Origin of the sequence: Rhodococcus wratislaviensis, from assembly GCF_900455735.1 — a bacterium.
GTDB classification, from domain to species: domain Bacteria; phylum Actinomycetota; class Actinomycetes; order Mycobacteriales; family Mycobacteriaceae; genus Rhodococcus_F; species Rhodococcus_F wratislaviensis.
Window position 1 is genome coordinate 1 of the sequence record NZ_UAUI01000012.1, and the last position, 24,562, is coordinate 24,562.

A 24,562-nucleotide genomic window follows, 5' to 3' on the forward strand; every position below is an offset into this window, starting at 1 on the left:
TCACTGTTCGACGATCGCTTCGGCTTCGCGTCCAAGAAACCCGCCGCGCTCGAAGAGCTTCCGCACTTCCGGGCGGACAACCTGGACCCGGCGCGCAGCGGCGGCGACATCGCGATCCAGGCGTGCGCCAACGACCCGCAGGTGGCCGTGCACGCCATCCGCAACCTGGCGCGCGTCGCGTTCGGGACGGCCTCCGTCCGCTGGTCCCAGCTGGGATTCGGCCGCACCTCGTCGACGTCGACCACCCAGGACACACCGCGAAACCTGTTCGGGTTCAAGGACGGAACGAACAACATCAAGGCCGAGGAACCCGGCGTCCTCGACGAGCACGTGTGGGTGGCGTCCGGCGACGACCAGGCGTGGATGGGCGGCGGCGCGTATCTCGTGGCGCGGCGGATCCGCATGCTCATCGAGCAGTGGGACCGCACCGTGCTCGGCGAGCAGGAACGCGTGATCGGACGGTCCAAGGGCACCGGCGCTCCTCTGAGCGGCAAGGCGGAGTTCGACGAACTCGACCTCGATTCCAAGAAGGGTCACGACCCGGTGATCGACGTCGACGCGCACGTGCGGCTGGCGTCCGCTCAGGAACTCGGCGGCATCCAGATCCTTCGTCGCGGATACAACTTCACCGACGGCTCCGACGGTTTCGGCCACCTCGACGCCGGACTCTTCTTCATCGCCTACTGCCGCAACCCGCAGGAACAGTTCGTGCCGATGCAGCTCAACCTGTCCCGGAACGACGCGATGAACGAGTACATCCAGCACGTCGGTTCCGCCGTCTTCGCGTGCCCGCCCGGCCTCGCCGAGGGGCAGTACTGGGGTCAGGGCCTGTTCACGTAGGGCCTCTCGATCCCGCGCACCTGGCACCGCGTATGCATCAACGGTGTCGGCCGAGCAACTGAAGGTCGAGCTGGTCGGGAGGCAGCGGGCGGCCGTGGTAGTGCCCCTGGGTGACGTCGCAGCCGTATCGACGCAAGGCACGCAGGGTGTCTTCGTCTTCGACGCCTTCGGCGACCAGAGATGCGCCCAGGCTGTGTGCGAGCTCCACGGTCGATCGGACGATCGCGACGGATCGAGGGTCGCTGGCGAGGCGGGCGACGAAGATCCGGTCGAGTTTGAGCTCATCGACGGCGAGGTCCTGCAGATAGGCAAGGGAGGACCAGCCGGTGCCGTAGTCGTCGATGGACAATCCGATTCCCAGACCCTGCAGCGCCTCGACCACCCTTCTGGCGCGCCTGTAGTCGGTCATCAGGACGCTTTCGGTGATCTCGAGGATCAACGTGTCGGCGGGTAACCGAAGGTCGTCCAGGAGTCGGTCGATCTCTGCAACCAGGTCTGCGTCGAGCAAATTCGTGACCGATAGATTCACTGCGACGGTCAGCGATATACCGCGATCGAGCCAGCTCCGCGCCTGACCCAGCGCAAGCTCCAGCACTCTCGCTGTCAGTGGACGCATCAGTCCTGACTGTTCGGCCTGAGGAAGGAATTGATCGGGTAGGAGCAAGCCGCGGAGGGGATGCTCCCACCGAACGAGAGCCTCGACGCTGTGCACCTGGTCGTCGCAGGCACTGACCTTCGGCTGGTAGTAGCACGTGAGCTCGCCACCAGCGATCGCCGTGCGCAGCTCGTCGATGGTCTGTCTCTCCTCGATGCTGCGCTGGTACTCGGTAGTGTCGTACACGGCGATCGTGCGGCGGGTGGACTTGGCGCGATACACGGCCACTCCGGCGCACTGCAGCAGATCCTGGGGGTTTGTGCAGTGTTGCGGGCAGAGGGCGATCCCGATCCGCGCCTCGACGCGCACCGTGACCTCGTCGAGATCGAAAGGCTCGTTTACTGCCTCGAGGAGCTGGCCGGCCAATGCCCGGGCGTCCGTGAGGTCGATCCCTGCCGGCAGCAGGACCGCAAAGGCGTCTCCGTCGAGGCGTGCCGGCCGATCACCCGGTCGCACGGACCGAGCCAGCCGGTCCGCTATCTGGCACAGCAATTGATCGCCCACATTACGTCCGAACGAGTCGTTGATCTCCTTGAAGCGGTCCACATCCATCAGCAGCAGGCCCGGCCCCGGGCCCGGGCCCGTCCCCGACTGTGCCGCCCGGTCGAAGTATGCGGCCGTCAGCGCCGCCATGATCGCCCGCCGATTGGCCAGGTCGGTGAGGTCATCGGTGCTCGCCTGGCGGTGGCTGTCGGCCAGGACGACGACTTCCCGGAACGTCACCGCGAATCGGGCCGCGACCGTGACGAGGCTGAGCGCGGCGAGCACCACCGCGAGTCCCGGCAACCGTGCATCGTGGTCGAGGACCAGCAGCCCCACCGAAGCGGCGGTGCACACCAGCGGGGGTATCCAGATACCCAGTCCCGATAGCTGACCGGACTGCCTTCGGCCAGGGGCTCGCCAACTGGCCACGGCCACAAGTATCGCGGCGGCGTGCGGGAGCGCATCGATCCACGTAGTCTCCCCGTGACCGGCAGCAGTGCGGAACAGGTTGACAGTGTCGGCCACCGCAAACATCATGAACCCCGCGACCAGCAGCACCCACCGCTGCTCGGCCCGCCACCCCAGCACCGCGAGTGCCCCGACCGCGAGTGCCAACAGAAGCATGTCTCCCACCGGGTAGGCCAACCCGACGATCACCGCCGCGGGTGATCCGTCGGCGACCGAGTCGATCGGACCGAATGCGACGGCCGTTGCCAGCGCCGCCAGCGTCAACCCTGCAGTGATGGCGTCCCACCAGATCTCGGTCGGCAACCGCCGCGCTTGCGCGCGCACGAGCACCACCAACCCGGCGTACACAAGTGGGTAGAACGCCAGTTTCAGCAGATCGGCCACCGATGGGGTCTGGCCATCAGGCGGCCACGACATCGCCACGGCATCGCCCACACACCAGCTGGTCATTCCCAGCGCGATCAGCCACCACGCCCGTCGCTCGGTCGGAATACACCACGCGCGAGCCGCAACCAGAAAGGCAGCCGACAAGGCCAGTCCGTTGTAGAGCACTCGGTGCAGCACGATCCAACCCGCTTGATCACCTGTCCCCATCAAGATCCCGAACAGGACCACACCGATCAGCAGAATCCCCAGCCCCGCCATGACGCCCCGCCGCGCCCGATCGGATGGCGACACCCAGCTCACCGGACCCGGTCGGTGTCGATTGTGTGCAGACCTCGGCACCGACACGATGTCCCTTCCCGCTACAGCCTGATCCGTCACGTGTCGTGCGTGTCGCGGTGCGTTCGTGGTTTCCCCGGGTCCGAGGCTGTGAGTCGGATTGTCGTCGCAGGTCAGCGCGCACATGGTGTCGGAGTCGGCTGGGTCCGGCACGTAACTGCGCAGGCAACCACCACCGCAGCGCTTGGCCGCATACATTGCCAGATCTGCCTGTTTGAGCAAGCTCTCGGTCGTCGCGCCGGCGACCGTGGAAATGGTGAGCCCGATGCTGGGGCGGATGGAGAGCACGACACCGTCGATGATGAACGGCGGGGTGAATGCCTCCAGTACCCGGTCTGCGGCCGACAGGGCATCTTGGACACTGCCTTCGACCAGTGCCGCGAACTCGTCGCCTCCGAGCCGCGCGACGGTGTCGGTGCTCCGCATGCACCCGGTGAGCCGTTCCGCGACGCGGATCAACAGCTCGTCCCCGGCGGGATGGCCGAGGCTGTCGTTGACGGTTTTGAAATCGTCGAGATCCACACAGAGCACTACGATCGGTGTGAGTTCGCGGCGCTGGCGCTGTAGGGCTTGGTCGAGCCGGTCGAGAAACAAGGCACGGTTCGCCAGTCCGGTCAGTCGGTCGCGAAAGGCCTGCCGGGCCACGGTGAGCAACAACCGTCGGTTCTCGGCCAACACGATGAACTGCCGTGCCAGCAAGGCGATCACCAGGACCACGATCGCAGCGGGAATCGGCCCGGAGCCCAGGCTGGGCAGCTCCCGCTGCAGGCCGACGGCGGCGGCCAGCAGCAACGGAAGGTACGGCAACCACAACCGTGTCCGAGACGGAATCTGGGCCGGAACCGGCTCGAGTGACTGCTCGCGGGTGCTCGACAGCGCCGCCAGCCCAATCGCGGCGAAGGCGGCCACCCAGCCCAGGTCGGTAACGCCGCCGTTGTGATACGTGCCCAACGCGGTCAAGTACGAGACTGCGCTGGCCGACAACGCCATCAGAATGATCCCGATGCACAGCAGTCCCATGGTCAAGCGTTGCCCAGCCCGCGCTCGGGTCAGCACCACAATTGCCATCGTCGCAATCACCAGATCCGCGACAGGATAGGCGAGGGACAACACGAGGGCGACCGGGGTGGCGCTCCCCGCGCGGTAGACGCTGCCGAGCACGCTCACCCACGACATCACGAACAGTGAACCGGCCACGATGATTCCGTCCAGAATCAGCCGGGTACGGGACTGTCCGCTGTCACCTGCCGGGAACAGCAACAGCGCCGCGCATGCGCCGACCGGAAACAGCAGGTACGCAGCAGCCGCCGAGGAGGGGAACGGTATCTGATCACTGCCCTGCCACACCACGTAGTAGCACCAGATGGCTTGGCCGACCGACCAGGCCGCCAGCCCACCCGCCAACGCCAGCCAGCTGCGGCGGCGACTGCCGTGTCCTCTCCGGGCAGCCCACGCGGTACACCCGGTCGCGACGAGAGCAAACACCAGCAAGCCGACGTCGACAACCACCGTGGTCGTAAACGTCCCACCCCACCCTCGCCACAGCGCCAGCGCGAACAGCAATGCCGGTACGGCAAACATCGCCGCGATCAGCCAGAGACCGCCGCTCCAGACCACGGCCTTTGCACTCGGCGACGTCCCCACCCGCGCGGCTGTCCGATGTTCCATCGCCACCACCCGAACTGCCGCCTGCCGTCAGTAAATTATCGGATTCAAAGTATCCAGAGGTCCATCTTTGCACGATGTGCATACTGAAATATAGTGCAAAAAGATACCTATGGTATGTTTCTGCGCGCCGTAAGGCAGATGGGCAAGTACGAACGTGCGACATCGCTGCCTGATCCGCACCGCTGCCGTGCTCGGATCGCGGTCAGCGGCCGACGAGCTTCCGGATCAGCCGGGGAAGCGGCCGCCGAAACCGCGGACAGTCGCACAGTGCGCAGGACGTGCCCTTGCGGTAGTGCTCGTGAGCGGCGAATGGGTGGCCGCAGCGGCACTCTGAGTTCGACACGGCCATGAACTTGATTCTATTCACACCCGAAACTCGTGGGTCCCGGACGTCACTGGGAGAACCTCACCCAGTCCACCAGCATGGTGGCGGGAAAGCGTGTCGACGACGTGACCGGGCCGGGCCAGTTCCCGCCGACGGCCACATCGAGCAGCAGGTATGCCGGGGCGTCGAACACCCAGCGTTCCTCGGGTCGCAGGTCCGCCGTGGTGACGGTGCCGACGATGTTCCCGTCGATGCCCACCGAGATGCGGCCGGGCGCCTTGATCAGGGCGTAGTCGTGGAAACCCGCGCTGAGGTTCGCACCGATCGAGCCATCCGTCGAGCGTTCCCAGTGTCCGCCGCCGACGGTCGGGCCGTGCACTCCCGCGTGGTACCGCGAACCGTCCCCGATCACCTCGAGGATGTCGATCTCCCCGCAGGCGGGCCACCCGACGCTGTTGATGTTGCTTCCGAGCGTCCAGAACGCGGGATGGATTCCCGGGCCGGACGGCACCTGCATCCGTGCCTCGATCACCCCGTACGTGAAGTCGAACTTTCCACGGGTCACGAGTCGAGCCGACGTGAATCCGCCACCGTTTCTGCGGGCCTCGACGACGAGACGACCGTTGCCGTCGAGTCGCGAATTCTGCCGGGAGTCGGTGTACACCTGCTTCTCGTTGTTGCCCCACCCGCCGCCGCCGAGGTCGTAGCCCCAGAACGATGGATTGGGTGCCGCGTTTGCGGGTCCGTCGAATTCGTCGCTGCCGATCACGGTGTATCCGGGGTAGGCGGTCCGGACGCCTGCACCGCCGGGCACGGCGGCGGCAACAGCCGGGGTGAGGGACAGCGCGCACAGCGCCACCGAGCACGTCAACGAAATCTCGAACAGGGCCGAGCGCATCCGCCGCATGTGCCGATGCTAGGCGTCGCCGCGACCGGTCGTGACCGAATACGCGACGTGGCCGTTACCGGCGCGGCCCCGTGTAACGGAAGATCGTGCTGTTGTCGTCCTGCGCGTACACGGACCAGTCGGGGCTGGACCGCATCTGGTCCTCGAAGTTCTCGACGGATCCGTCGGGTAGATAGCCGTAGTAGCGGATGGCGGCAGTGCCCTGCGTGTTGAACACGAGATACGTGTCGCCGTCGCGTTCCGCCGCATCCGCGGTGAGCATCTCGATCTGGCCGCCGTGCGGGAAGCCCTCCAGCACGGCCGGGGGCAAGGCCAGCAAGGGTTGATCGAAATCCTTGTCGACGACGGCGAACTCGAGGTAGTCGGCGCTGACCCGGGTGGGGAGACCGGCGGGATAGAGGGAGATGATCGTCGCCGGCGGCTTCTCGTTCGCGAGGATGTCCTCCGCGAACGTCACCTGGGACTGATATCCGATGACCAGCGACCACAGCCCGAAATAGCCTTGCAGGCCAGCGAATGTCACGTATGCCAGTCCGCTCGCGAGTCCGACCGGGACGACTCGACGGAGCAGTCCGGACCGGAACCTGATCGTGAGAGTGTCCACGAGGATCGGTGCGATGAGAATCGCGCACCCGGGAACGGCGTAGAGATACACCCGGAAGATCGCCTCACCGCCGTAGCTCTGACCGGCCAGCAGCGCGAACGAGCTGAACGCCATGACGGTCGCGACCCAGGCGGGACGTTTGCGACGCCAGAGGAGGATCGCGCAGACCACGGCGAGCAGGATGATGCCCGCGGACAGGGACCGGCACACGGCGGAGGTGAAGATCTTCCCGAACGTGCCGACGGCGGTCACGTTGCTGGCGGCGTTGTCGACCGGGTTGAAACCGGACAGCAGCCCGTACGGTGCCACGATGTCCAGCCGGGGAACGAGATAGGCGACGAGGATCGCGAAGTAGGGAACGGGGATCCACCAGGGCCGGATCTTCCGCGTCACCGCCAGGGCCACCGTCACGCCGAACAGCCAGTACGGGGTCAGCTGATGAGTGGGCACCAGAGCGGCGAAGACGAGGATCGACAGGTACGCCGCAGATCGGTGCTCCGTCGACACCACGAGCAGTGCCACCACACCCAGTGCCATGACGAGGGCAATGGCCTGCGGCGAGAAGTAGTCCTGCCCCACCCAGTTGACGAGTTCCGCCACCATCGCGGCCGTCAGTGCCACCCGCATGCCGAACCCGAGGAGCCGGGCGATCGCAGCGATCACGACCGCCAGCAGCACGTGGATCACCGGCGCGAACCAGTGAGCGATCGACATCATGTCCGCGGACGTGATGTCGCCGAACCACGCGAACGCGGTGAAGAAGCCCGGCCACTCGCCGTAGATGTCGACGCCCTTGGGCGGCAGTGTCTGGAACTGCTGGATGTAGTCGACCACGCCGAGGTGCTTGTACGTCCACCCGTAGATGGGAACGTCGGTGATGAGGGTCGGGGTGAGCCGTTCCACCACGATCACGCCGAGCACGGCCGCGGCGGCGGTCCCGACAGCCCTCTCGCGAAGAGCCCAGACGAACGCGCCGAGCATCATCAGGGCGCACACCACCAGGCCGGGACCGCTTCCGACGAACAGCAGGCCGAACTGTGCATATGCGGTCGAGCCGAGCCCGAAGAGGACCGCCACCCACACGGCGAGCGCCACGGCAACGAGGATCAGGGGCCGGTTGCGGCGGGCAGCGTGCCACCATTGCGCCAGACGACACGACACCTGCTGCACGGTCACCGCGCGCACCGGCTCGGCGCCGGTGTCGTGCCACCGATGCCGCAGCGCGGACGCGACGACGGCCAGGACGATCACGAGCAGCAGACCCGTCGCGGGCCATCGGTAGAACCAGGCCAGGACAGTGGTGGCCGCAGTCACCACGGACAGTCCGAGGACGGGGACGGCCGCAACGGCCGCAGCGACCGGTAGCCGCAACCACGTCACGACCGCGAGACCCGGTCCGATCAACACGAACACCGCCAGCAGCACCGCACTCACCGACGACGGCAGCGGCGCCAGGGACGCCAGTCCCGCGACCGCCGAGGCCAACGCGGCGACGTCGTAGTACCGGGTCAGCTCCGGAGCCCTAGTGTCGAGACGCTCGGCAGTGAGGAGATCACTCATCGGTCACCCTCACCCAGTCGACGAGCATCGCGGCGGGGAACGTCGTATCGGCTCCGACGTCGCCCGGCCACCGTCCGCCGACTGCGACGTTCAGCAACAGGGAGAACGGCTTGTCGAACACCCATTCCTGCCCCGGGGCCAGGTCGGCGCGCGAGAACTCGCCCGTCACCGCGTCGTCGATGCCGAATGCGATCCGGTCCGGCGACCGCTCCACCCAGTAGTCGTGGAAATCGTCCGACATGTTCCCGCTGCCTTCGGCTTTCACCTCCCAGGGTGTGCCGTCCGCGGACGGGCCGTGCAGCGCACTGTGGTAGAACGACGCGTCGTTGATCGTCTCGATCACGTCGATCTCCCCCGACTGCGGCCAGCCGACGCGGTTGACATCCGTGCCCATCAACCAGAACGCCGGGTGCAGGCCCTGCCCGCTCGGCAGCTTGATGCGGGCCTCGGCCCGTCCGTACTGGAATGCGAAGCGGTCGAGGGTGACAAGCCGGGCGGACGTGTAGCCCGACCCGTCGGGACGGGCTTCGATCACGAGGTTGCCCTCGCCGTCGAGCCGGGAATTGGCGGGATCGTCCGTGTAGACCTGCGCCTCGTCGTTACCCCAGCCTCCTCCCCCGACCGCGTGTCCCCAGTACCGGGGGTCGGGCGAGGTTCCGGCGGGCCCGACGAAATCGTCGAACATGAGCACCGACTCGCCCTTCCTCGATGCCTGTGCGACATCGCTCGACGCATACCACCCGGTGGCGCCGATGCAGGCGAGCGCGACGAACACCATCGCCGAAGACACGGCGCGGGTCCGGCGCGGACGGTTCAGCTGTCTATGCACCGGCGCTGTCTCCGACCTGGACGACAGCCGAACGTCGAACCGACTGCAGTTGTGTCACGAGGTGAACGCAGACGACGAACCCGAAGATCGCCGAGTACGCCGCGACGCGTTCGATACCACCGACGCCGAGACCGAGGTCCCACGAGTATGTGAAGCAGAAGTACCCCACCAGTCCGAGTGTCCCGAGTGCGAGCGCGACGTACGTTGCCGGTCCGGATATCTGGGGCCAGACGGTGAGTGCCGTCGTCAGTGCGAAGAGGTTGCCGAAGATGAGGAACAGCGTGGCGCCGAGCGAATGCACTTCCCAGTGCGTGTTCGACGGCGCGAGACCGACCACCACTCCGCCGATTCCGGCGACCACCAGGAAGACGACAGGGACCAGCGGCAGCACCCGTTCGATGCGATGCCAGAGGACGGCGGCAACCACGTAGGCGAGTCCGGTCACCACGAACGCCGCATCCATCAGCAGTGACGTCTTGCTGCACGGCGCGTTTCCGTCCGTGCCGCAGAACGGGACACCGAGGTCGCTGATGAAGTTGGCGGAGTAACTGTAGTGCCCGCGCCACGTGCCGGCGACGAGGAATTCGACGACGAAAAATTGCAGTACGGCGACGGTGAGGTACAGCGAAGTCCGCTTCGATGTCTCGAGGACGTGTGAGGGCATGGTCAGAAGATCCTTCGAGACAGTAGAGACAGTGGGTCGCACAGTGCGTCCGCGAGTGCGATGCGGACGAGTTCCGGGTCGAAGACGTTGTCGTGCAACGACGCCGACACGTCCAATTCCGGGCCGCGCCGCACCGAGGTGAAGACGATCGATGCAGGGTCGGCCGGTTCGCTCAGCGCGGTGACGAGACGCCTGCCGGGCTCGTCGGTCCAGTCGAGGTCTGCCAGCAGCGCGGCCTCGCCCATGTCGGAGTACACGAGCCTCGTCCGGGGTTCGGCCGCGACGTGAGTGGCCCGCGCGTGCGCGCTCCCGGCAGCCACCCGCCTGCGGAACGTGGCGGTGCTGAGTGCCAGCGAGGCGAGCGGCCTGCCCGACGCCGTGGCCTGTGCGATCGCCGCACTCATCTCGGCCGGGTCACCCGGATCCGACAGCGAGAAACGCACCAGGGCAGCGAAGTTGCCGTTCACCGTCGCACCCTCCGGGAGATACCGGCGGCAGTCGAAGAGAACGTCGACCTTGTCGTCGATCGTCAGGCCGTGGCTGCGCATCGCCCGCGCGACGGCCGCGAACAACAACGACGACACCGACGCCCCGGGCATCTCCCGATCCCGCCAGCGACGCAGTTCCGCAGTGGTCCCGGATGCTGCGGACGCGACGACGGCGGTGGGCGCGCCGTGCCACGGCACCATCTCCGCCGATCCGGGGCCGTGTGCGGCAGCGGGCAGGGATTCGAGGAGCCTCGCGACACGTGTGGGGGACGACGCGAACGTCCGGGTCAGGGCGCGTGCGAGCGGCAGTGCGGTGTCCCGCGTCCGCGCCCATTCCGGAACCGGTGTCCCCGTGCGTCCCCCGGCGACGGCACGGAGGAGCGACAGCGCGAGCCTCCCGTCGCCGAGTCCGTGGGAGATGTCGAGCAGCAGAAAATCGCCCGCGACCGCGACGTTCAGCGGGTGCGCGGACGCACCCGAACGTGCCAGCCGGGTCAGCAGCTGCGGCACCTCCTCCCGGGTACAGGGTCCGAGTTCCCTTATCTGCCCGAGGAAGTCCTGCGGTCGGTGCTCCCATCGGCGTGACTCGGTGGTCGGGACGAGGCCGATCGGGGTGTGCCGCCCGCCCGCGTGCGCGAGCAGGGTCAGCGTGTCCCGGATCTCGCCGATGCTCGGCAGCCGGAGGGGACCGATCGCGGTGATCATCCGGCTCGCGCTGCGCATCAGATCGCGGTAGCTCGCGCTATGCGTCGACATCGGACACCTGCCACATCGGTTTCTGGTTCACGGTCTTCTTCGCCAGCCACCGCTCCCACTTGGCGCGGTTCCGGAGTCGGCGGAGCCAGGAGATGAGCGGTCCTGCGAGGATCACGGCGGTGAGCGTCTCGGCGGCGAGATACGCCCAGCCCACACCCGCGACCCCGATCGACGAGCTGAAGACCAGGCTGCCGACGATGATGACCACCGTGGCCAGGCACTGCGTGACGACGGCGAGGGTCAGCCGGCGGTACACCCTCGCGAGACCGTCGTAGACGGCGCCGATGACGGTGAGGGGCACGAACACCGCGGCGAGATGGAGCAGGGGCGTCCCTTCCGCACGGTATTCGTCACCGATGAATCCGAGCGCCAACGGCGCGACGAAGGCCAGGCCGAATCCGCCCACCACCGCGACCACGGCAATGGTGCGGACGAACCGGCGGGACAGGCTGACGATCTTGTCCGGATGCGCAGCGGCCTCGGCGACGAACGGGCCCACCATGAGGTTCACCATGATGTAGAGGGCGCTGACGATCGACCAGGTCACCGCGAAGTAGGCGTTCGCCGCGGTACCGACCCGGGTGACGACGATCAGCGGGACGACGAGCGGGGCGATGGCCCCCAGCGCCGAAATGCCGTACGAGGAACCGAAGTACACTCCGAGTTCCTTGTTGGAGGGCAGCGAGGGCACTTGCCGGTATCGAGGGTCGGACCGGATGCGCAGGCCCATCGACGTCAACACGACCACGACGGCGATCGCCGCGGTGACCCCCCAGGACGCGACGATGGCGAGCGCCGACCCCGACGCCGCGAGCACCACGACCGCGAGCAGTTTGGCCAGCGCGTGGAAAACGTTCTTCGACGCCGCCCAGCGGGCAACGCCCAGCCCGGACACGGTCTGGTCCTGCAGGGCGAAGAGCGCGAGGACGACGACGAACACCGGATAGATCGCTATTTCCAGGTTGTTCTCGAACAGCGTGTCCCGCGGACCGAGGACAATGAGCCCGACAGCCGACACGAAGGCCAGCGTGGCCACGGCGGCGAAACCCTTGACCAGCAACGGTCCCGCGCGGTGGCCGGCCACGGGCAGGAAGCGCTCGAACATCGAGCCGAGGCTGAGATTCGACAGCGTCGACAGCATGATCGCCGTCGAGATGAGAGCGGACGCCACGCCCACCTGGTCGGCGGGGAACAATCGCGCCGCCGCGCCCCAGAAGGCGAGGCCGAGGACACCGGTGACGACACTCGACAGCATCAGTGCCATCGAGTTGATCTGCAGGTTCCGCCCCGCGGAGCGCGGTGGCTGCTCGGCACGGTGCCTCGCGCGTAGTTGCGACTGCGTCGCTGTCGGGGATCCCATGGCTACCCGACCAACTCCGGCCGGGAATCGTCACGGGCGTCGTCGACACGGTCCACGGTCAGTTCACCGAGCACGGTGGCGAGGACGTCCCGCAGGACTCTGTCCCGCAGGGCGGTGCTGTACAGCGAGTGATCGCCGGACGGGTACGTCACCAGGCGTCCGTTCCAGCCGGCGCGCCGGAGCCGGCGAAGGCTGCGCTCACCCTGGTTCTCGACGAACGCGGTGTAGTCGATCGGCGAGAGGAGGACGGTGGTGTGCACGCCACGGTCGTTCAGCGGGGCGAGCATGACCTCCGGCACCTGCAGCAAGCCTGCCCGGCCCAGCCACAACCAGCAGCGGTACGGCATCCACACCCGCAGGTGCTTTTTCGCCGTCGCCGCGTGCCGGTGGAGCAGCGTGAGCGCTGCACCCTTCAGGGACCCCCGGTCGGCGTCCATCGTCGACTGTTTCACGAACGCCTGACGGGTAATGGTCCAGTCCGCCATGTTGACCAGGATCACCGCCCGGACGGGACGCCGGAGGGCGGCGTAACTCGAATTCCACGCCCCCGAGCACATTCCTGCGAGCACAACCGCTTCGGGCTGCGCACCGCTGACGGAGATGATGTCGACGGCGTCGTCGCGGGATTCGTCCGTGTAGATGGTGGTGGATTCGCCGTGCTGAACCATGCCGGTGTCGCCGGTGCCGCGGCGGTCGAAGCGAACGCTGACGATCCCGTGGGCCGCGAGTTCGCGCGCCGTCTCGACCCACAGCCGGACCGGTCCGACGCGGTGCTCGCCGGCGGTGCCGTGGAAGATCACCGTCGGTGTCGCAGGGTTGTCCGTTGCACCCCGCTCGGCCGCGACGGACGTGCGGATCGTGAAGAGTTCGGACGCTCCCGCGAAGCTCAGAGTCTCGGTGACCTGCCTGCCGTCGACGGTCCGATCCACGACGGCGGTGGTACGGAGTTCGAGTGCGGCACCGGTGTGGTGGTCGCCGAAGGACGCAGACATCCGGTCGGCGATCCGGTCGATGTCGCCGAACGGGAGCCGGACCACGAAGTCCGCCGGCTCGAGGAACGATTCGTAGTCGTGCACGGTGAAGTTCTCGGCGTTCCACGCAGCGACGGCCTCGCGCATCCCGACGGAATCGACCTCGCTCTCCCGCAACACCATCAGGATCTTCGCGCCCGGCGGCGGGGTGGCCGCCCGCAGACTCATCGCCGACAAGGCCGTCGCCGCGGCCGGTGCGAGCACCGCACCGATGAGGGTGACCTGCGGATCGTCCGTGTCCTCGGGACCGACCACCATCTGGTGGAGCGCGGTCTGCTTGCGCAGGTAGGCGCGGCCGCGGACCACCGGATCCCACAGGGTGACGGCCCGCACCGGACCGCACGTCGCGGCGACCTGCGCGGCGAGCAGGGCGCCGATCCGGAGGCCGACGAGACCGATGTCCGTGACGCCGCAGCTGCGCACGTAGTCGACGGCCCTCCGGATGCTGTCGAGCCATCCGGCGACCGCGTCGGGATCGTCCTGGGCGCCCGGCGAGTCCCCGGTGCCGCGGTAGTCGAACCGCAACACCAGAAGCCCCCGCGCCCGCAATTGCTGGGCGAGGTAGACCATTCCGCGATACGAGTCGACCTGTTCCTTGCCGATCGGCGGGCACAGGACGACGGCGCCGCGGCAGCGGCCGTCGGCGGGAAGATCGACGACGCCGAACAGCGGCGCGTCCTCCGGTCCGAACCAGGTGGCGAACCGGGTGCCTGCGAGATCAGGATGGGCAGTCATGGGTCATCCCTCTCATCGGTGCCGGATGCCGGCCCTCCACTCGGGCCTTCAGATAGGCGAACGGGCCACGTGCGATGGACCGCAGTTCGGTGGCTCCGATCCCCACGGGGAGATCGTCGGCGAGAGCGTCCGGAGGTGTGGCGACGCGGGACATCTTGCGCGACAGATGGAGAAACGTCGGCGCCTGCCGCACGGCGATGCGCACTGCGAGCCAGGCGGTGCGGGGGTCGACGGCGATCTTGGCCAGCCAGGCGCCGAGTCCGAGGCCGTAGCCGCGCGCCTGGACGGCGAGCGCCTCGTTGTCGGCCCGGTGCCGATGCCACACGACCGCCCCGGGCCGGTACGCCAGCTGCCGCCCGGAGTGCAGCACGCGGAAAAACATGTCGAGGTCTTCGCCACCGTCGGTGGGGGCTCCCGCCCCGAGCGCCTCGTCGAAACCACCCAGCGCGAACACGGCCTGCCGGTCGACGGCGAAATTCGCACCGGTGCCGTAGACCCCGACCTGGAACGGGAAGAGCGGCACGTCGGCGGGTGGGTGCGCGAGGTCGAACAACCGTGGGACGCAGGAACTCGCCCACCCCACCCGCTGATCGAAGTACGCCTGCGCCGGTGTGCGGATCTCACCGCTCGGGACGATCCCGCACACGCAGGCCACCGCATTCCCGGCGCCGAAGCCGGCGACGAGTTCGGTGAGCCAGTGCGGGTCGACGACGACGTCGTCGTCGGTGAAGGCGACGATCTCCGTGCTCGCCGCGCGGACGCCCGCATTGCGCGCCCTGGACAGGCCCGGACGGGGCTCGATCACGACGCGGACACGGGGGTCACCGAGTCCGGCGACGTACCGCTGCGTGGCATCCGTGCGGGATGCGTTGTCGACCACGATCACCTCGTAGCCGGGATGATCGAGCGACAGGATCGATTCCAGGGCGACCTTCAGGCTGTCGACCCGGTCCCGGGTGCACACCACCACGGTGACGGAAGGGCCGGATCCGTCGGTGGCGGCGGCGCTTTCGACCACCGCTCCCGGAAGGAGCCCGTCCAGTGCGCGCCGCAATGCGTCGGCCTCGAGTCGGCCGTCCTCGATGTCCAGCTCGACGAATCCCCGCAGGGTGCGATCCTCTCGCACGAGCAGCCGGGCACGCCGATACCCCTCGGCGCGCTCCAGCCGGTATTCGGTGTCTTCCCGGACGGGACCGCGCAGTTCGCCGACCCAGACGGCCCCGTCCCACGTCGGCGCGTGATCGCTCACGAGAGCCGGTACCAGGTCGATCCGGCGATCGAGTGTCCCGGTCATGCCGTCCCCCGCTTCGATCGCAGACCGACGAGACCCCGGACGTAGCCGGCAGTGGTCGCCGTGAGCCCCGCGACCACCGCGCCGGCGCGGGCCAGTCCGCCGTGCCGCGGGGATGCGATGCCCGTGACGACGGCTCGCGGGAGGACACGCGCGGTGTACACCCGCTCGCTGCTGAGCGCGTCGCCGGACCCGACGAGATCGGAGACCAGTGCTTTCGACACGCCCTCGTGGAAGCAGCGCGACAGGAAGTAGCGGAACGTGGTGCGGTCGTCGCTGACGCGGTGTGCCACCTTCATCGCGGGATCGAACAGCAGCTGCGCAGTGGGCTGGTGGGCTCGGATCCGGATGCAGAGTTCGGTCTCCTCGCACCCGACCGGCGTCTTTCCGACCCGGCCGATCCCGTCGCTGAACCCGTCGACGGCGTCGAACACGATGCGCCGCAGAGACATGTTGCAGCCGATGAAGTTCCGCACCGGCTCGATGCGTGTCGGCTGCCCGACGTAGCTGCAGCCGACCACCCAGTCGAACTCGGCGGGCATCCACACGGGACGGTCCGCGGGCCACACCGGACTGGCGAATCCCCCCACACCGAGCACGTCGGGATCGGAGTAGTGGGCGGCGGACACGCGGTACCAGTCGGGTTCGGCGCGCGCGTCGTCGTCGAGGAACGCGATCATGTCGCCGCTCGCCGCCCGCACGCCCGTGTTGCGGGCTCCGGAGAGCCCCTTCGACCCGGAGTTACGCAGCACGGTCACCCGGGTCTCCCCGGCGAAGTGCCGTTCGGCACGCGAGAACAGTTCCTCGGAGTGGTCGATCACCACCAGGACCTCGAGCACGGGCACGTTCTGGGTGAGCACCGAATCGACTGCGGCACACAGGTCGGTCCACCGTTCGGTGGTGTAGGCGCAGATCACGACGGAGCAGGACACGAGAGTGGACACCGTCATGGGTGCTCAGCCTCGCGAGACGGGAGCCGGGGACACGTCCGGTGCGGAGGTGCGCTGTTCGCTCCTGATGGTGCGCAGCACCCGGAGCCCGTCACGTACCGCGTTGAGATTGCTCTCGCCGTGGATGCGGTCCTGTTCGAAACTCGGCACCTCGGTGATCTTCAGGCCCGCGTTGGCGACCCGCACGTTGATGAGTGTCTCGATCTCGAAGCCGTCGCCCCACTGTGCCTCGGTCGTGTCGACGGACGGCAATGCCATCACCGGGACGTGGTGGCGCCAGAATGCGTTGTAGCCGTAGCACAAGTCGCTGAACGAGGCCCCGAATTTGAGGTTGACGATGGCGTTCAACGCCTTGTTTCCGAGCTTTCGGCTGAACGTGATGTCCGAGCTTCCGCCGCCGGCGGCGAAGCGGGTTCCCTTCGCGAAGTCCGCGCCTGCCACGAGAGCCCCGACGAACAGCGGGATCTCGGCCGGGTCGGTGGATCCGTCGGCGTCGATCATGACGATGATGTCCGATGTGGCGGCGAGGAAACCGCAGGCCAAGGCGTTGCCCTTGCCCTTTCGGCTTTGTGTCACGACCATGGCGTCCGGCCAGAGGCTCCTGGCCACCTCGACCGTGTCGTCGACGGAATGTCCGTCGACGAAGACGATCTCGTCGATGTCGGCCGGCATCCGCGCGGCGACGTGCGGGAGGTTCCTCGCTTCGTTCATCGCGGGCACGACGACGGTGACCGTCGGGCGGCCCGGCGCGCGGTCGGCGGTACCGGCCTCGTCGATGTCGTGCGCGTCTGTCTCGTCGGAAGGTTCCAGGCGGTCAGGCGTGTACAGGCTCATGTGTCCGTCTCTCATCGTCGGGCAATCGAGTCGGCCCGGAAGCATGACAATGTGTGGTCCCCTGTGGGTACCGGCCCTCGCCCGACCGGGAGCTCAGGTACCCACCACGTGCAGTGCGCGAAGCCCACAAACACCCCTGTCGAGGGACCTCGCGGTTCTTCGAAACGCGTGTTTGCAACCAAACGGTCTTCTATGCGCGCTTTAAACTACCTCAGGTTTGTTTTTCTCGCACTACAGACACGAGGGTGATTCATCACTCAGTTACATTTTGGCAAACTCGAACGATCGGGCTGTTCGACCCTGTATCAGGACGTCCAGTAACCGAGCCAGTCCGCGGGAGCCAGCTCGGTCTTCCCCGCCGCGCGCGCAGCATTCTCGGCCGCGCGGATCCGGGCGATGAGATCGTGCGTCGCCGCCTGCAGCCTCGACTCGGCGGCGACCACCGCCGCGCTGTCGGCAGTGATCTCCGTGGGCACCAGTTCGGACGGCAAACCCGCCTTGCTCGCGCGGGCCACGACCTTCGCAGCCAGCGACGCCGCCGGCTGACTCATCGCGACGCCGTCGAGGCAGGAACTCCGTGCCTTCTCCGCCGCCTTGCGAATCTCCCATGCCCGTTCCTGCTCCGCGATGTCGATCGGCCCGACGACCTCCTCCCCGAGGTGGGGGCTGCGGTGCACGAGCTTGGCAACCAGCGTCGCGGCCACGTCGTCCACGTCGAAATTGCCCGACGCCGAGGCGATCCGCGAATGGAACAGGACCTGCAGCAGCAGATCTCCGAGCTCTTCACGCAGATCACCGGGTTCGGACGACTCGATGGCGTCGAGAACCTCGTACGTCTCCTCGACGAGGTAGTGCGACAGGGTGCGGTGCGTCTGCGTCACTTCCCAGCCGCCGTAACTCCACAATCGGTCCATCACCTCGGCTGCCTCGACGAGGTTGTCGCCCGGGACCTTCGGCGCCGCGATGACGCGGGACCCCGACGCGACCCAGTCACGCACGGTGGGATCGTCGGGATCGCTACTGACCAGGACGGCGGCCCCCGGCGCCTCGGTCAGCAATCTCCGCACGGCCTCGGGTACCTCGTCGGTGAACTCCACTCCGTCACCGACCACCCCGACGGCCTCCATCGGGATCGTCGTGGGCCGCAACGAGTCGAGCAGGACCACCGTCATCGGGTCAGGCCTCCATCACCACGGACCCGGCGGCCTTGCCGTCCAGCGCGAGCACGAAGTCGGCGATGTACTGCAGCAACTCCACGTCCCGCACCCGCTCCGCGCCGATTCCGCCCGAACCCGCCCGGGGCAGCGGCAGCTGCACCATCCCGGTGGTGGCACGGTACTGCGCGCTCGGGTAGATCCGCTTGAGACGCAACTGCTTCGAGTCGGGCAGGGCCATCGGCGCGATCTTCAGCTGCGTCCCGACCACGGCGATTTCCTCGAGGCCGTACTCACGGGCCAGCAGACGCAGCTTGGCCACCGAAACCAGTCGGCGGACCTCCTCGGGGAGCGGTCCGTACCGGTCGACGAGTTCGTCGACCACGGCCGTGATGCCGTCGAGTTCGGTGGCCGCCGCGAGCTTGCGGTAACCCTCGAGCCGCAGACGGTCGCTGGTGACGTAATCGGGAGGGATGTGCGCATCGACGGGCAAGTCGATACGGACCTCCTTCGGGGCGTCCTCCGTCGTGATCGGCTTGCCGTCGGCCGCCGCCCGGAACGCCTCGACCGCCTCCCCCACCAGCCGCACGTACAGGTCGAACCCGACACCCGCGACGTGACCGGACTGCTCGGCGCCCAGCACGTTTCCGGCACCGCGGATCTCGAGGTCCTTCATCGCGACCGCCATGCCTGCGCCCAGGTCGGAGTTCTGCGAAATGGTCGCGAGGCGGTCGTAGGCCGTCTCGGTGAGCGGTTTCTCCGGCGGGTACAGGAAGTACGCGTAGCCGCGTTCCCGGCTACGCCCGACGCGACCGCGCAACTGGTGCAGCTGCGACAGGCCGAGGGAATCGGCGCGTTCGACGATGAGCGTGTTGGCGTTGGAGATGTCGAGACCCGTCTCGATGATGGTGGTGCACACCAGCACGTCGTAGTCGCGTTCCCAGAAGCCCTGCACGGTCCGCTCGAGTGTGTCCTCGTTCATCTGCCCGTGCGCCACGACGACCCGAGCCTCGGGGACGAGGTCGCGGATCCGCTGGGCCGACTTGTCGATCGAGCTGACCCGGTTGTGGACGTAGAACACCTGCCCGTCTCGGAGCAGTTCCCGTCGGATGGCCGCGGCCACCTGCTTGTCGGCGTACGCGCCGACGTACGTGAGGATGGGGTGCCGCTCCTCCGGCGGCGTGAGGATCGTGGACATCTCGCGGATGCCCGCCATGCTCATCTCGAGTGTTCGCGGGATCGGCGTGGCCGACATCGTGAGTACGTCCACGTGGGTGCGCAGCGCCTTGATGTGCTCCTTGTGTTCGACACCGAAGCGCTGTTCCTCGTCGACGATGACGAGGCCCAGGTCCTTCCACCGGATCCCGGTCTGCAGCAGCCGGTGTGTGCCGACGACGACGTCGATCTCGCCGTCCGCCATGCCGGCGATGATCTCCTTGGAGTCCCCCGCATCCGTGAAGCGGGAGAGCCCGCGCACGGTCACCGGGAACGCGGCCATGCGCTCGGTGAAGGTCTGCAGATGCTGCTGAGCGAGCAGCGTCGTCGGCACCAGGACCGCCACCTGCTTGCCGTCCTGCACGGCCTTGAACGCCGCCCGCACCGCGATCTCGGTCTTGCCGTAGCCGACGTCGCCGATGACGACGCGGTCCATCGGCACGGCCTTCTCCATGTCGGCCTTGACCTCGCTGATGACCGTCAGCTGGTCGTGGGTCTCGGTGAACGCGAAGGCGTCCTCCATCTCCTTCTGCCACGGGGTGTCCGGGCCGAACGCATGACCGGGTGCGGCCTGCCGCGCCGCGTACAGCTGGACGAGTTCACCGGCGATCTCACGAACCGCCTTGCGCGCCTTGCGTTTGGTGTTGGCCCAGTCGGAACCGCCGAGCTTGCTGAGCGCGGGCAGCTCGCCGCCGACGTACCGCGACAGCTGGTCGAGCGACTCCATCGGCACGAACAGACGGTCGCCCGGGTGTCCGCGCTTGCTGGCGGCGTACTCGATCACGAGGTACTCGCGCCGGGCGCCGCCGATGGTGCGTTCGACCATCTCGACGAATCGTCCGATGCCATGCTGGTCGTGCACCACCATGTCCCCGGCCGTCAGGGCCAGCGGGTCCACCTGGTTGCGGCGCTTCGCCGGCAGCCTCTTGCCGTCGCCGACCGCCGCCACCCGGTTGCCGGTGAGATCGGCCTCGGTGACGATGACGAGTCCGGCAGTGGAGTCGTCCCCGGGGAAGACCAGGCCGTCGTGGAGCGAACCGCGCAGCACCCCGACCTGTCCTCGCGGGGGCTCCGAACCGGGCACGAGTTCCGCCGCGGGCACCTCGGCCTCGCGCAGACGCTCGAGCACCCGATGCGCGGTACCGGCGCCCGCGACCACGATCACGGCCCGCCCGCCGGTGGTGACGTGGGCGCGCAGGCTCACGAACAGTTCCGACAGCAGGTCGTCCGAACCGCGGATCTGCGGCGCCGGCGTGACCGCCAGCTCCAGTTCCTCGCCGTTGCCGGATGCGAGCGGGCTCAGCGTCCACCACGGCTGACCCGTCGTCTCCGCTGATTCACGGACCTGGCTGAGCGAGCGGTAGGCGGAGGCGCCGAGGTCGATACCGTCGCCCTTCAGCACGGAGGTGTCGAGCGGGGCGGCGCCGCCGATCGAGGCCGCCGTCCACGACGCCTCGAGGAACTCCTGACCGGTGCGCACCAGGTCGGTGGCCCGCGTCCGGATCTTCTCCGGATCGCACAGCAGCACGTGCGCGCCCTCGGGCAGCACGTCGGTGAGCAGCTGGAGCTGCCCCGGCCGCAGCACGGGCAGCAATGCCTCCATGCCCTCCACCGGGATGCCGGCCGACATCTTGTCGAGCATCTCGACGAGCGCGGCGTCGGCCTGGTTGTCGACCGCGAGCTGCGCGGCCCGGTCGCGAACGTCCTCGGTGAGGAGCAGTTCGCGGCACGGCGGGGCGATCACGGCGTCGATGTCGAGTTCCGGCAGCGACCTCTGGTCCGCGACGGAGAACGCGCGCAGTTCGGTGACCTCGTCACCCCAGAACTCGACGCGCACGGGATGATCCGCGGTGGGTGAGAACAGGTCCAGGATGCCACCGCGGACGGCGAACTCACCGCGCTTGCCCACCATGTCGACGCGGGTGTACGCCATTTCGACGAGCCGCTGAATCAGCCCGTCGAAGTCGTGCTCGACGCCGACCCGCAGCGTGACGGGTTCGATCTCACCGAGACCCGGCGCCATGGGCTGCACGAGCGAGCGGACGGTGGTGACGATGACCTGGAGCGGCGCCCCGTACGAGCGGTCGTCCGGACGCGCGAGTCTGCGCAGCACCTCCACGCGGCGACCGACCGTGTCGGCGCTCGGCGACAGCCGTTCGTGCGGCAGCGTCTCCCACGACGGGAACTGCGCCACGGCGTCGCCGATCATCTCCTGCAGTTCGGCGGTGAGGTCGTCGGCCTCGCGACCGGTCGCGGTGACCAGCAGCAGATGGGTGCGCTCGGCGAGAGCCGCGGCCACGAACGGCCGGGCGGGCGCGGGCGCGACGATGTCGAGGTGATGCCGCCCGAGCGCCTCGGTCACCTGCGCGATGACTGCGTCGCCCAGCGCGATCTTCGCCAGACCGGCGAGCGGGGTGTCGGACGAGGGCTCGGCAGCGATGAGCGGGGAAGACAACGACGCACTCCTGAGCAGTGATGACGAACTGCCGGCGAACAGCTCGGGCCGGGACGAGCGGCCAGTTGCGGACTGAGCCAGCCTAGTCGATATCGCACACGGACGGACCGGGGTCCGTATCAGGTGGAGGCCTGCACCACCGGTGCGACGGTCATCGAGTTCAACGCCCGCACGTGCCCGGTCACCGCGTCCGTCGTCCCGGTCCTGCGCACCGGCACCGTCCGTGCTCCGCCGGGCGGCAGGTGGAACCAGGAGTCCGCCGGTTCGAAGCCGCGGAGGTCGAGGTGAACGTACTGCGCAGCGCCGTCGGTCCCGACGTCGACGACCCAGTCGCCGGACGCCGTCTGCCGCACCACCGCCGTCAGGCCGACGGTGCGTTCGAGGGCGCGCGCCGGTCCGCCGACGAGGTGAACGGACTCGGCGACACCGTCCTCGCTCGACAGGGTGACGGTCACGCTGTCGTAGCCGCGGGGGCCGAAGCGGTGGACGTGGGTCGCGTCGGTGAACCGGCCGAGCACCGTGTCGAGCGACCACCGGCGCGCCGCGTGCGCAGCCACGGTCACCGGTTCGGTGACGTCGAACGCCCGGGCACCGGTGCGGGTGTGCACCTGCACCCGCAACTCCCCCACGACCGTGTGGTCGGAGTCGTTGACCGCGTCGATCCGCAGTCCGTCCAACCCGTCCTCGGCGAGCAGGACCGCGACCGGCAGCGACATCCGCCGCATCACGAACCACGGCGCCTTCGGCCTGCCGTCGGAGTCGAGCAGCCCCCACCCGGCACCGGGCTCGAGGTCGCGGAGCGCGAGCACCAGGGCGCCGTCGCATCCCGAATCGGGCCGCCGCCAGTAACCGAGAGTCGCCGCGAACGCCTCGCAGACGGCGGCCCGGCCGAGGGCGAGGTACCGCTCGGGGTCGCTCCAGCGGATCGTCGACGGCTCCTCGCCGAACAGCGTCCGCACGTAGTGGTCGCGGACGTCCTCGAAATCCCAGGACGCCCCGTTGTCCCGCGGCACGGCCGCCTTCCACCGTGGATGGTGGCCGGCCGCCGCGAGGCTGCCGAATTCGGCCTCGATCGCCGCGTCCGACGGGGGGATCGAGAACGCGAGGCATTCGGCGGCGAACCGCACCCCGGCCTGGCGGACGTCGGACGGCGGAAGCCGGTAGCCCCCGGCACCGAAGTAGTGCGCGATACCCGTCCCCACGTGGGTCGCGAGCGGGTCGCCGCCCGGCGGCGGCGACGGTGACGACGACACCGGCACCACCCCCGGCGCCGTCCTACCGACCACTGCCGGAATCACGTCGTGTACCGCCGTCATGTGCGGCGCCGGGAATCCGAGCATCGCCGGCTGCTGTTCGGTCTCGCTGCCTCCGCTGAACACGACGAGCGCGGGGTTACCGGACAGCGGCCGCAGCACGGCCTCGACCTCCGCGGTCAGCAGGTCCAGGAACGGCTGGTCGTCGGGCGGGTCGAACGTCGACAGCATGGCGTCCTGCCACACCATGACACCGAGTTCGGCACAGTCGTCCCAGAACGCGGCGTCCTCGTACACCGCCGTGCCCGGCACGCGGACCATGTTCAGGCCGGCCTCGACCACCCGCTCGAGGGTGGCCCGCGTCTGATCCCGGCCGCCCAGCCCGACCGGATCCACCGGCGTCCAGACGGCGCCGCGGCAGTACACGTCGACCCCGTTGACCGACAGCCGGAATCCGCCGTCGCCGCGCGCCGCGCACACGGTGCGGAATCCGACCGCGCCCAGGTCGACGACGTGCTCCCCCAGATCGATGCTCAGCGGGTACGTCACGGGATTGCCGTGGGTGTGCGGCCACCACAACCGGACGTCGGGGACGCGCAGGTGGGCGCGGACCTCCTGTGCGTCCCCGACGTCCACGATCGTCGCGACCACGGCGAGGTCGCCGAGCCGCACGACGGGGGCCGGTCCGGCCGAACGATGCACGCGCACGGCGAGGTCCAGCACGCCCGTGCCGTCCGCCACGGCGGTGACCACGTGACGGTCCGACAGGACAGGCGCGGCGCGGTCGTGCAGGCGCACCGCCCGCCACGGACCCACCGGGGCGGGCACACCGCCGAAGACCGGGGCGCGACCGAGCAGGCTCGTGCGGATCCAGCGCAGGCCCTGCGCACTCACCAGCGACGACCGCCAGCGTCCGCGTGGCCGCCGGCGGCGCAGCACGGCCTCGAGGGACGAGAAGCGGATCGCCAGCGTGACCCCGCCGGGGCGAGAGGCGAGCTCGACCGAGGCCGGCACGAACATCGACTCCGACGTCAGGACGAGGTCGTCGCCGGCCCACACCTCCGCGTGCGAGGCGAGGCCGTCGAACTCGAGCCGCCACGGACCCGGGCCGCCGCCGGACACGTCGGTGACGAACCACCAGTCCACCGCATCGGTCTTCGCCGCCCGCGCCGCCGCAGCGCCGTCGGTCGCCCGGATCGCGCCTGCCGCGGTACCCGGCACCTGCGCGACATACCATGGACCCGGCACACAAGCCAGGCCCGCGGGATCGGTGACCGAACCCGGTTCCGTTGCCACACAACGCCACCGAGCGTC

The 24,562-nt window shown here is 68.5% G+C and carries 15 protein-coding genes; 1 reads left to right on the forward strand and 14 read right to left on the reverse strand.

Annotated features, from left to right (window positions below; translation table 11 throughout):
* Positions 1-840, forward strand: an 840-nt coding sequence (locus tag DTA22_RS18185; protein ID WP_112300407.1) for a Dyp-type peroxidase, incomplete at its 5' end; no start/stop codon positions are given.
* A gap of 37 nt (positions 841-877) precedes the next feature.
* Here DTA22_RS18185 and DTA22_RS18190 read toward each other — a convergent pair.
* The 14 genes from DTA22_RS18190 to DTA22_RS18255 form a co-directional block, all read right to left on the reverse strand.
* Positions 878-4,837, reverse strand: a complete 3,960-nt coding sequence (locus DTA22_RS18190; protein WP_112300527.1) for a diguanylate cyclase domain-containing protein — start codon at positions 4,835-4,837, stop codon at positions 878-880.
* Positions 4,838-5,229: 392 nt separating this feature from the next.
* On the reverse strand, positions 5,230-6,069 hold the full coding sequence (locus DTA22_RS18195) for a glycoside hydrolase family 16 protein (RefSeq protein ID WP_112300408.1): 840 nt from the start codon (positions 6,067-6,069) through the stop codon (positions 5,230-5,232).
* A 55-nt stretch (positions 6,070-6,124) separates the two neighbouring features.
* Positions 6,125-8,233 (reverse strand): hypothetical protein, encoded by a 2,109-nt coding sequence (locus DTA22_RS18200; protein ID WP_112300410.1) that lies wholly within the window; start codon positions 8,231-8,233, stop codon positions 6,125-6,127.
* Positions 8,226-9,023, reverse strand: a complete 798-nt coding sequence (locus DTA22_RS18205; RefSeq protein WP_112300412.1) for a glycoside hydrolase family 16 protein — start codon at positions 9,021-9,023, stop codon at positions 8,226-8,228. Before DTA22_RS18205 ends, DTA22_RS18200 begins: the two co-directional genes overlap by 8 nt.
* Positions 9,024-9,054: 31 nt before the next feature.
* A complete protein-coding gene (locus DTA22_RS18210; RefSeq protein ID WP_112300414.1) occupies positions 9,055-9,726 on the reverse strand; it encodes a DUF998 domain-containing protein in 672 nt (223 codons plus the stop codon).
* A 2-nt stretch (positions 9,727-9,728) separates the two neighbouring features.
* On the reverse strand, positions 9,729-10,970 hold the full coding sequence (locus DTA22_RS18215) for a hypothetical protein (RefSeq protein ID WP_112300415.1): 1,242 nt from the start codon (positions 10,968-10,970) through the stop codon (positions 9,729-9,731).
* The gene (locus DTA22_RS18220; protein ID WP_112300417.1) at positions 10,957-12,330 is read right to left on the reverse strand and encodes a lipopolysaccharide biosynthesis protein; all 1,374 of its coding nucleotides are present in this window, start codon (positions 12,328-12,330) and stop codon (positions 10,957-10,959) included. Before DTA22_RS18220 ends, DTA22_RS18215 begins: the two co-directional genes overlap by 14 nt.
* A 2-nt stretch (positions 12,331-12,332) precedes the next feature.
* Entirely contained in the window at positions 12,333-14,096 is a 1,764-nt protein-coding gene (locus DTA22_RS18225; protein ID WP_112300419.1) for a serine aminopeptidase domain-containing protein, read from the reverse strand.
* The gene (locus DTA22_RS18230; protein ID WP_112300421.1) at positions 14,080-15,390 is read right to left on the reverse strand and encodes a glycosyltransferase; all 1,311 of its coding nucleotides are present in this window, start codon (positions 15,388-15,390) and stop codon (positions 14,080-14,082) included. The genes DTA22_RS18225 and DTA22_RS18230 overlap by 17 nt, the downstream gene beginning before the upstream one ends.
* Complete coding sequence (locus tag DTA22_RS18235) at positions 15,387-16,337, reverse strand: glycosyltransferase family 2 protein (protein WP_112300423.1); 951 nt, start codon at positions 16,335-16,337, stop codon at positions 15,387-15,389. The genes DTA22_RS18230 and DTA22_RS18235 overlap by 4 nt, the downstream gene beginning before the upstream one ends.
* 6 nt (positions 16,338-16,343) lie before the next feature.
* Complete coding sequence (locus tag DTA22_RS18240; RefSeq protein WP_112300424.1) at positions 16,344-17,171, reverse strand: glycosyltransferase family 2 protein; 828 nt, start codon at positions 17,169-17,171, stop codon at positions 16,344-16,346.
* Positions 17,172-17,476: 305 nt separating this feature from the next.
* On the reverse strand, positions 17,477-18,343 hold the full coding sequence (locus tag DTA22_RS18245) for a MazG family protein (protein ID WP_112300426.1): 867 nt from the start codon (positions 18,341-18,343) through the stop codon (positions 17,477-17,479).
* Positions 18,344-18,347: 4 nt separating this feature from the next.
* Positions 18,348-21,995, reverse strand: a complete 3,648-nt coding sequence (gene mfd, locus DTA22_RS18250) for a transcription-repair coupling factor (protein WP_112300428.1) — start codon at positions 21,993-21,995, stop codon at positions 18,348-18,350.
* A 119-nt stretch (positions 21,996-22,114) separates the two neighbouring features.
* Positions 22,115-24,544, reverse strand: coding sequence for a glycoside hydrolase family 2 protein (locus DTA22_RS18255; RefSeq protein ID WP_245973321.1), 2,430 nt, complete (start codon positions 24,542-24,544; stop codon positions 22,115-22,117).
* Positions 24,545-24,562 lie beyond the last annotated feature (18 nt).

Coding starts and splice junctions, on each gene's coding strand:
- DTA22_RS18190 (WP_112300527.1), bottom strand. CDS start 4,837: ATGGAACATCGGACAGCCGCGCGGGTGGGGACGTCGCCGAGTGCAAAG.
- DTA22_RS18195 (WP_112300408.1), bottom strand. CDS start 6,069: ATGCGGCGGATGCGCTCGGCCCTGTTCGAGATTTCGTTGACGTGCTCG.
- DTA22_RS18200 (WP_112300410.1), bottom strand. CDS start 8,233: ATGAGTGATCTCCTCACTGCCGAGCGTCTCGACACTAGGGCTCCGGAG.
- DTA22_RS18210 (WP_112300414.1), bottom strand. CDS start 9,726: ATGCCCTCACACGTCCTCGAGACATCGAAGCGGACTTCGCTGTACCTC.
- DTA22_RS18215 (WP_112300415.1), bottom strand. CDS start 10,970: ATGTCGACGCATAGCGCGAGCTACCGCGATCTGATGCGCAGCGCGAGC.
- DTA22_RS18220 (WP_112300417.1), bottom strand. CDS start 12,330: ATGGGATCCCCGACAGCGACGCAGTCGCAACTACGCGCGAGGCACCGT.
- DTA22_RS18225 (WP_112300419.1), bottom strand. CDS start 14,096: ATGACTGCCCATCCTGATCTCGCAGGCACCCGGTTCGCCACCTGGTTC.
- DTA22_RS18230 (WP_112300421.1), bottom strand. CDS start 15,390: ATGACCGGGACACTCGATCGCCGGATCGACCTGGTACCGGCTCTCGTG.
- DTA22_RS18235 (WP_112300423.1), bottom strand. CDS start 16,337: ATGACGGTGTCCACTCTCGTGTCCTGCTCCGTCGTGATCTGCGCCTAC.
- DTA22_RS18240 (WP_112300424.1), bottom strand. CDS start 17,171: ATGAGCCTGTACACGCCTGACCGCCTGGAACCTTCCGACGAGACAGAC.
- DTA22_RS18245 (WP_112300426.1), bottom strand. CDS start 18,343: ATGACGGTGGTCCTGCTCGACTCGTTGCGGCCCACGACGATCCCGATG.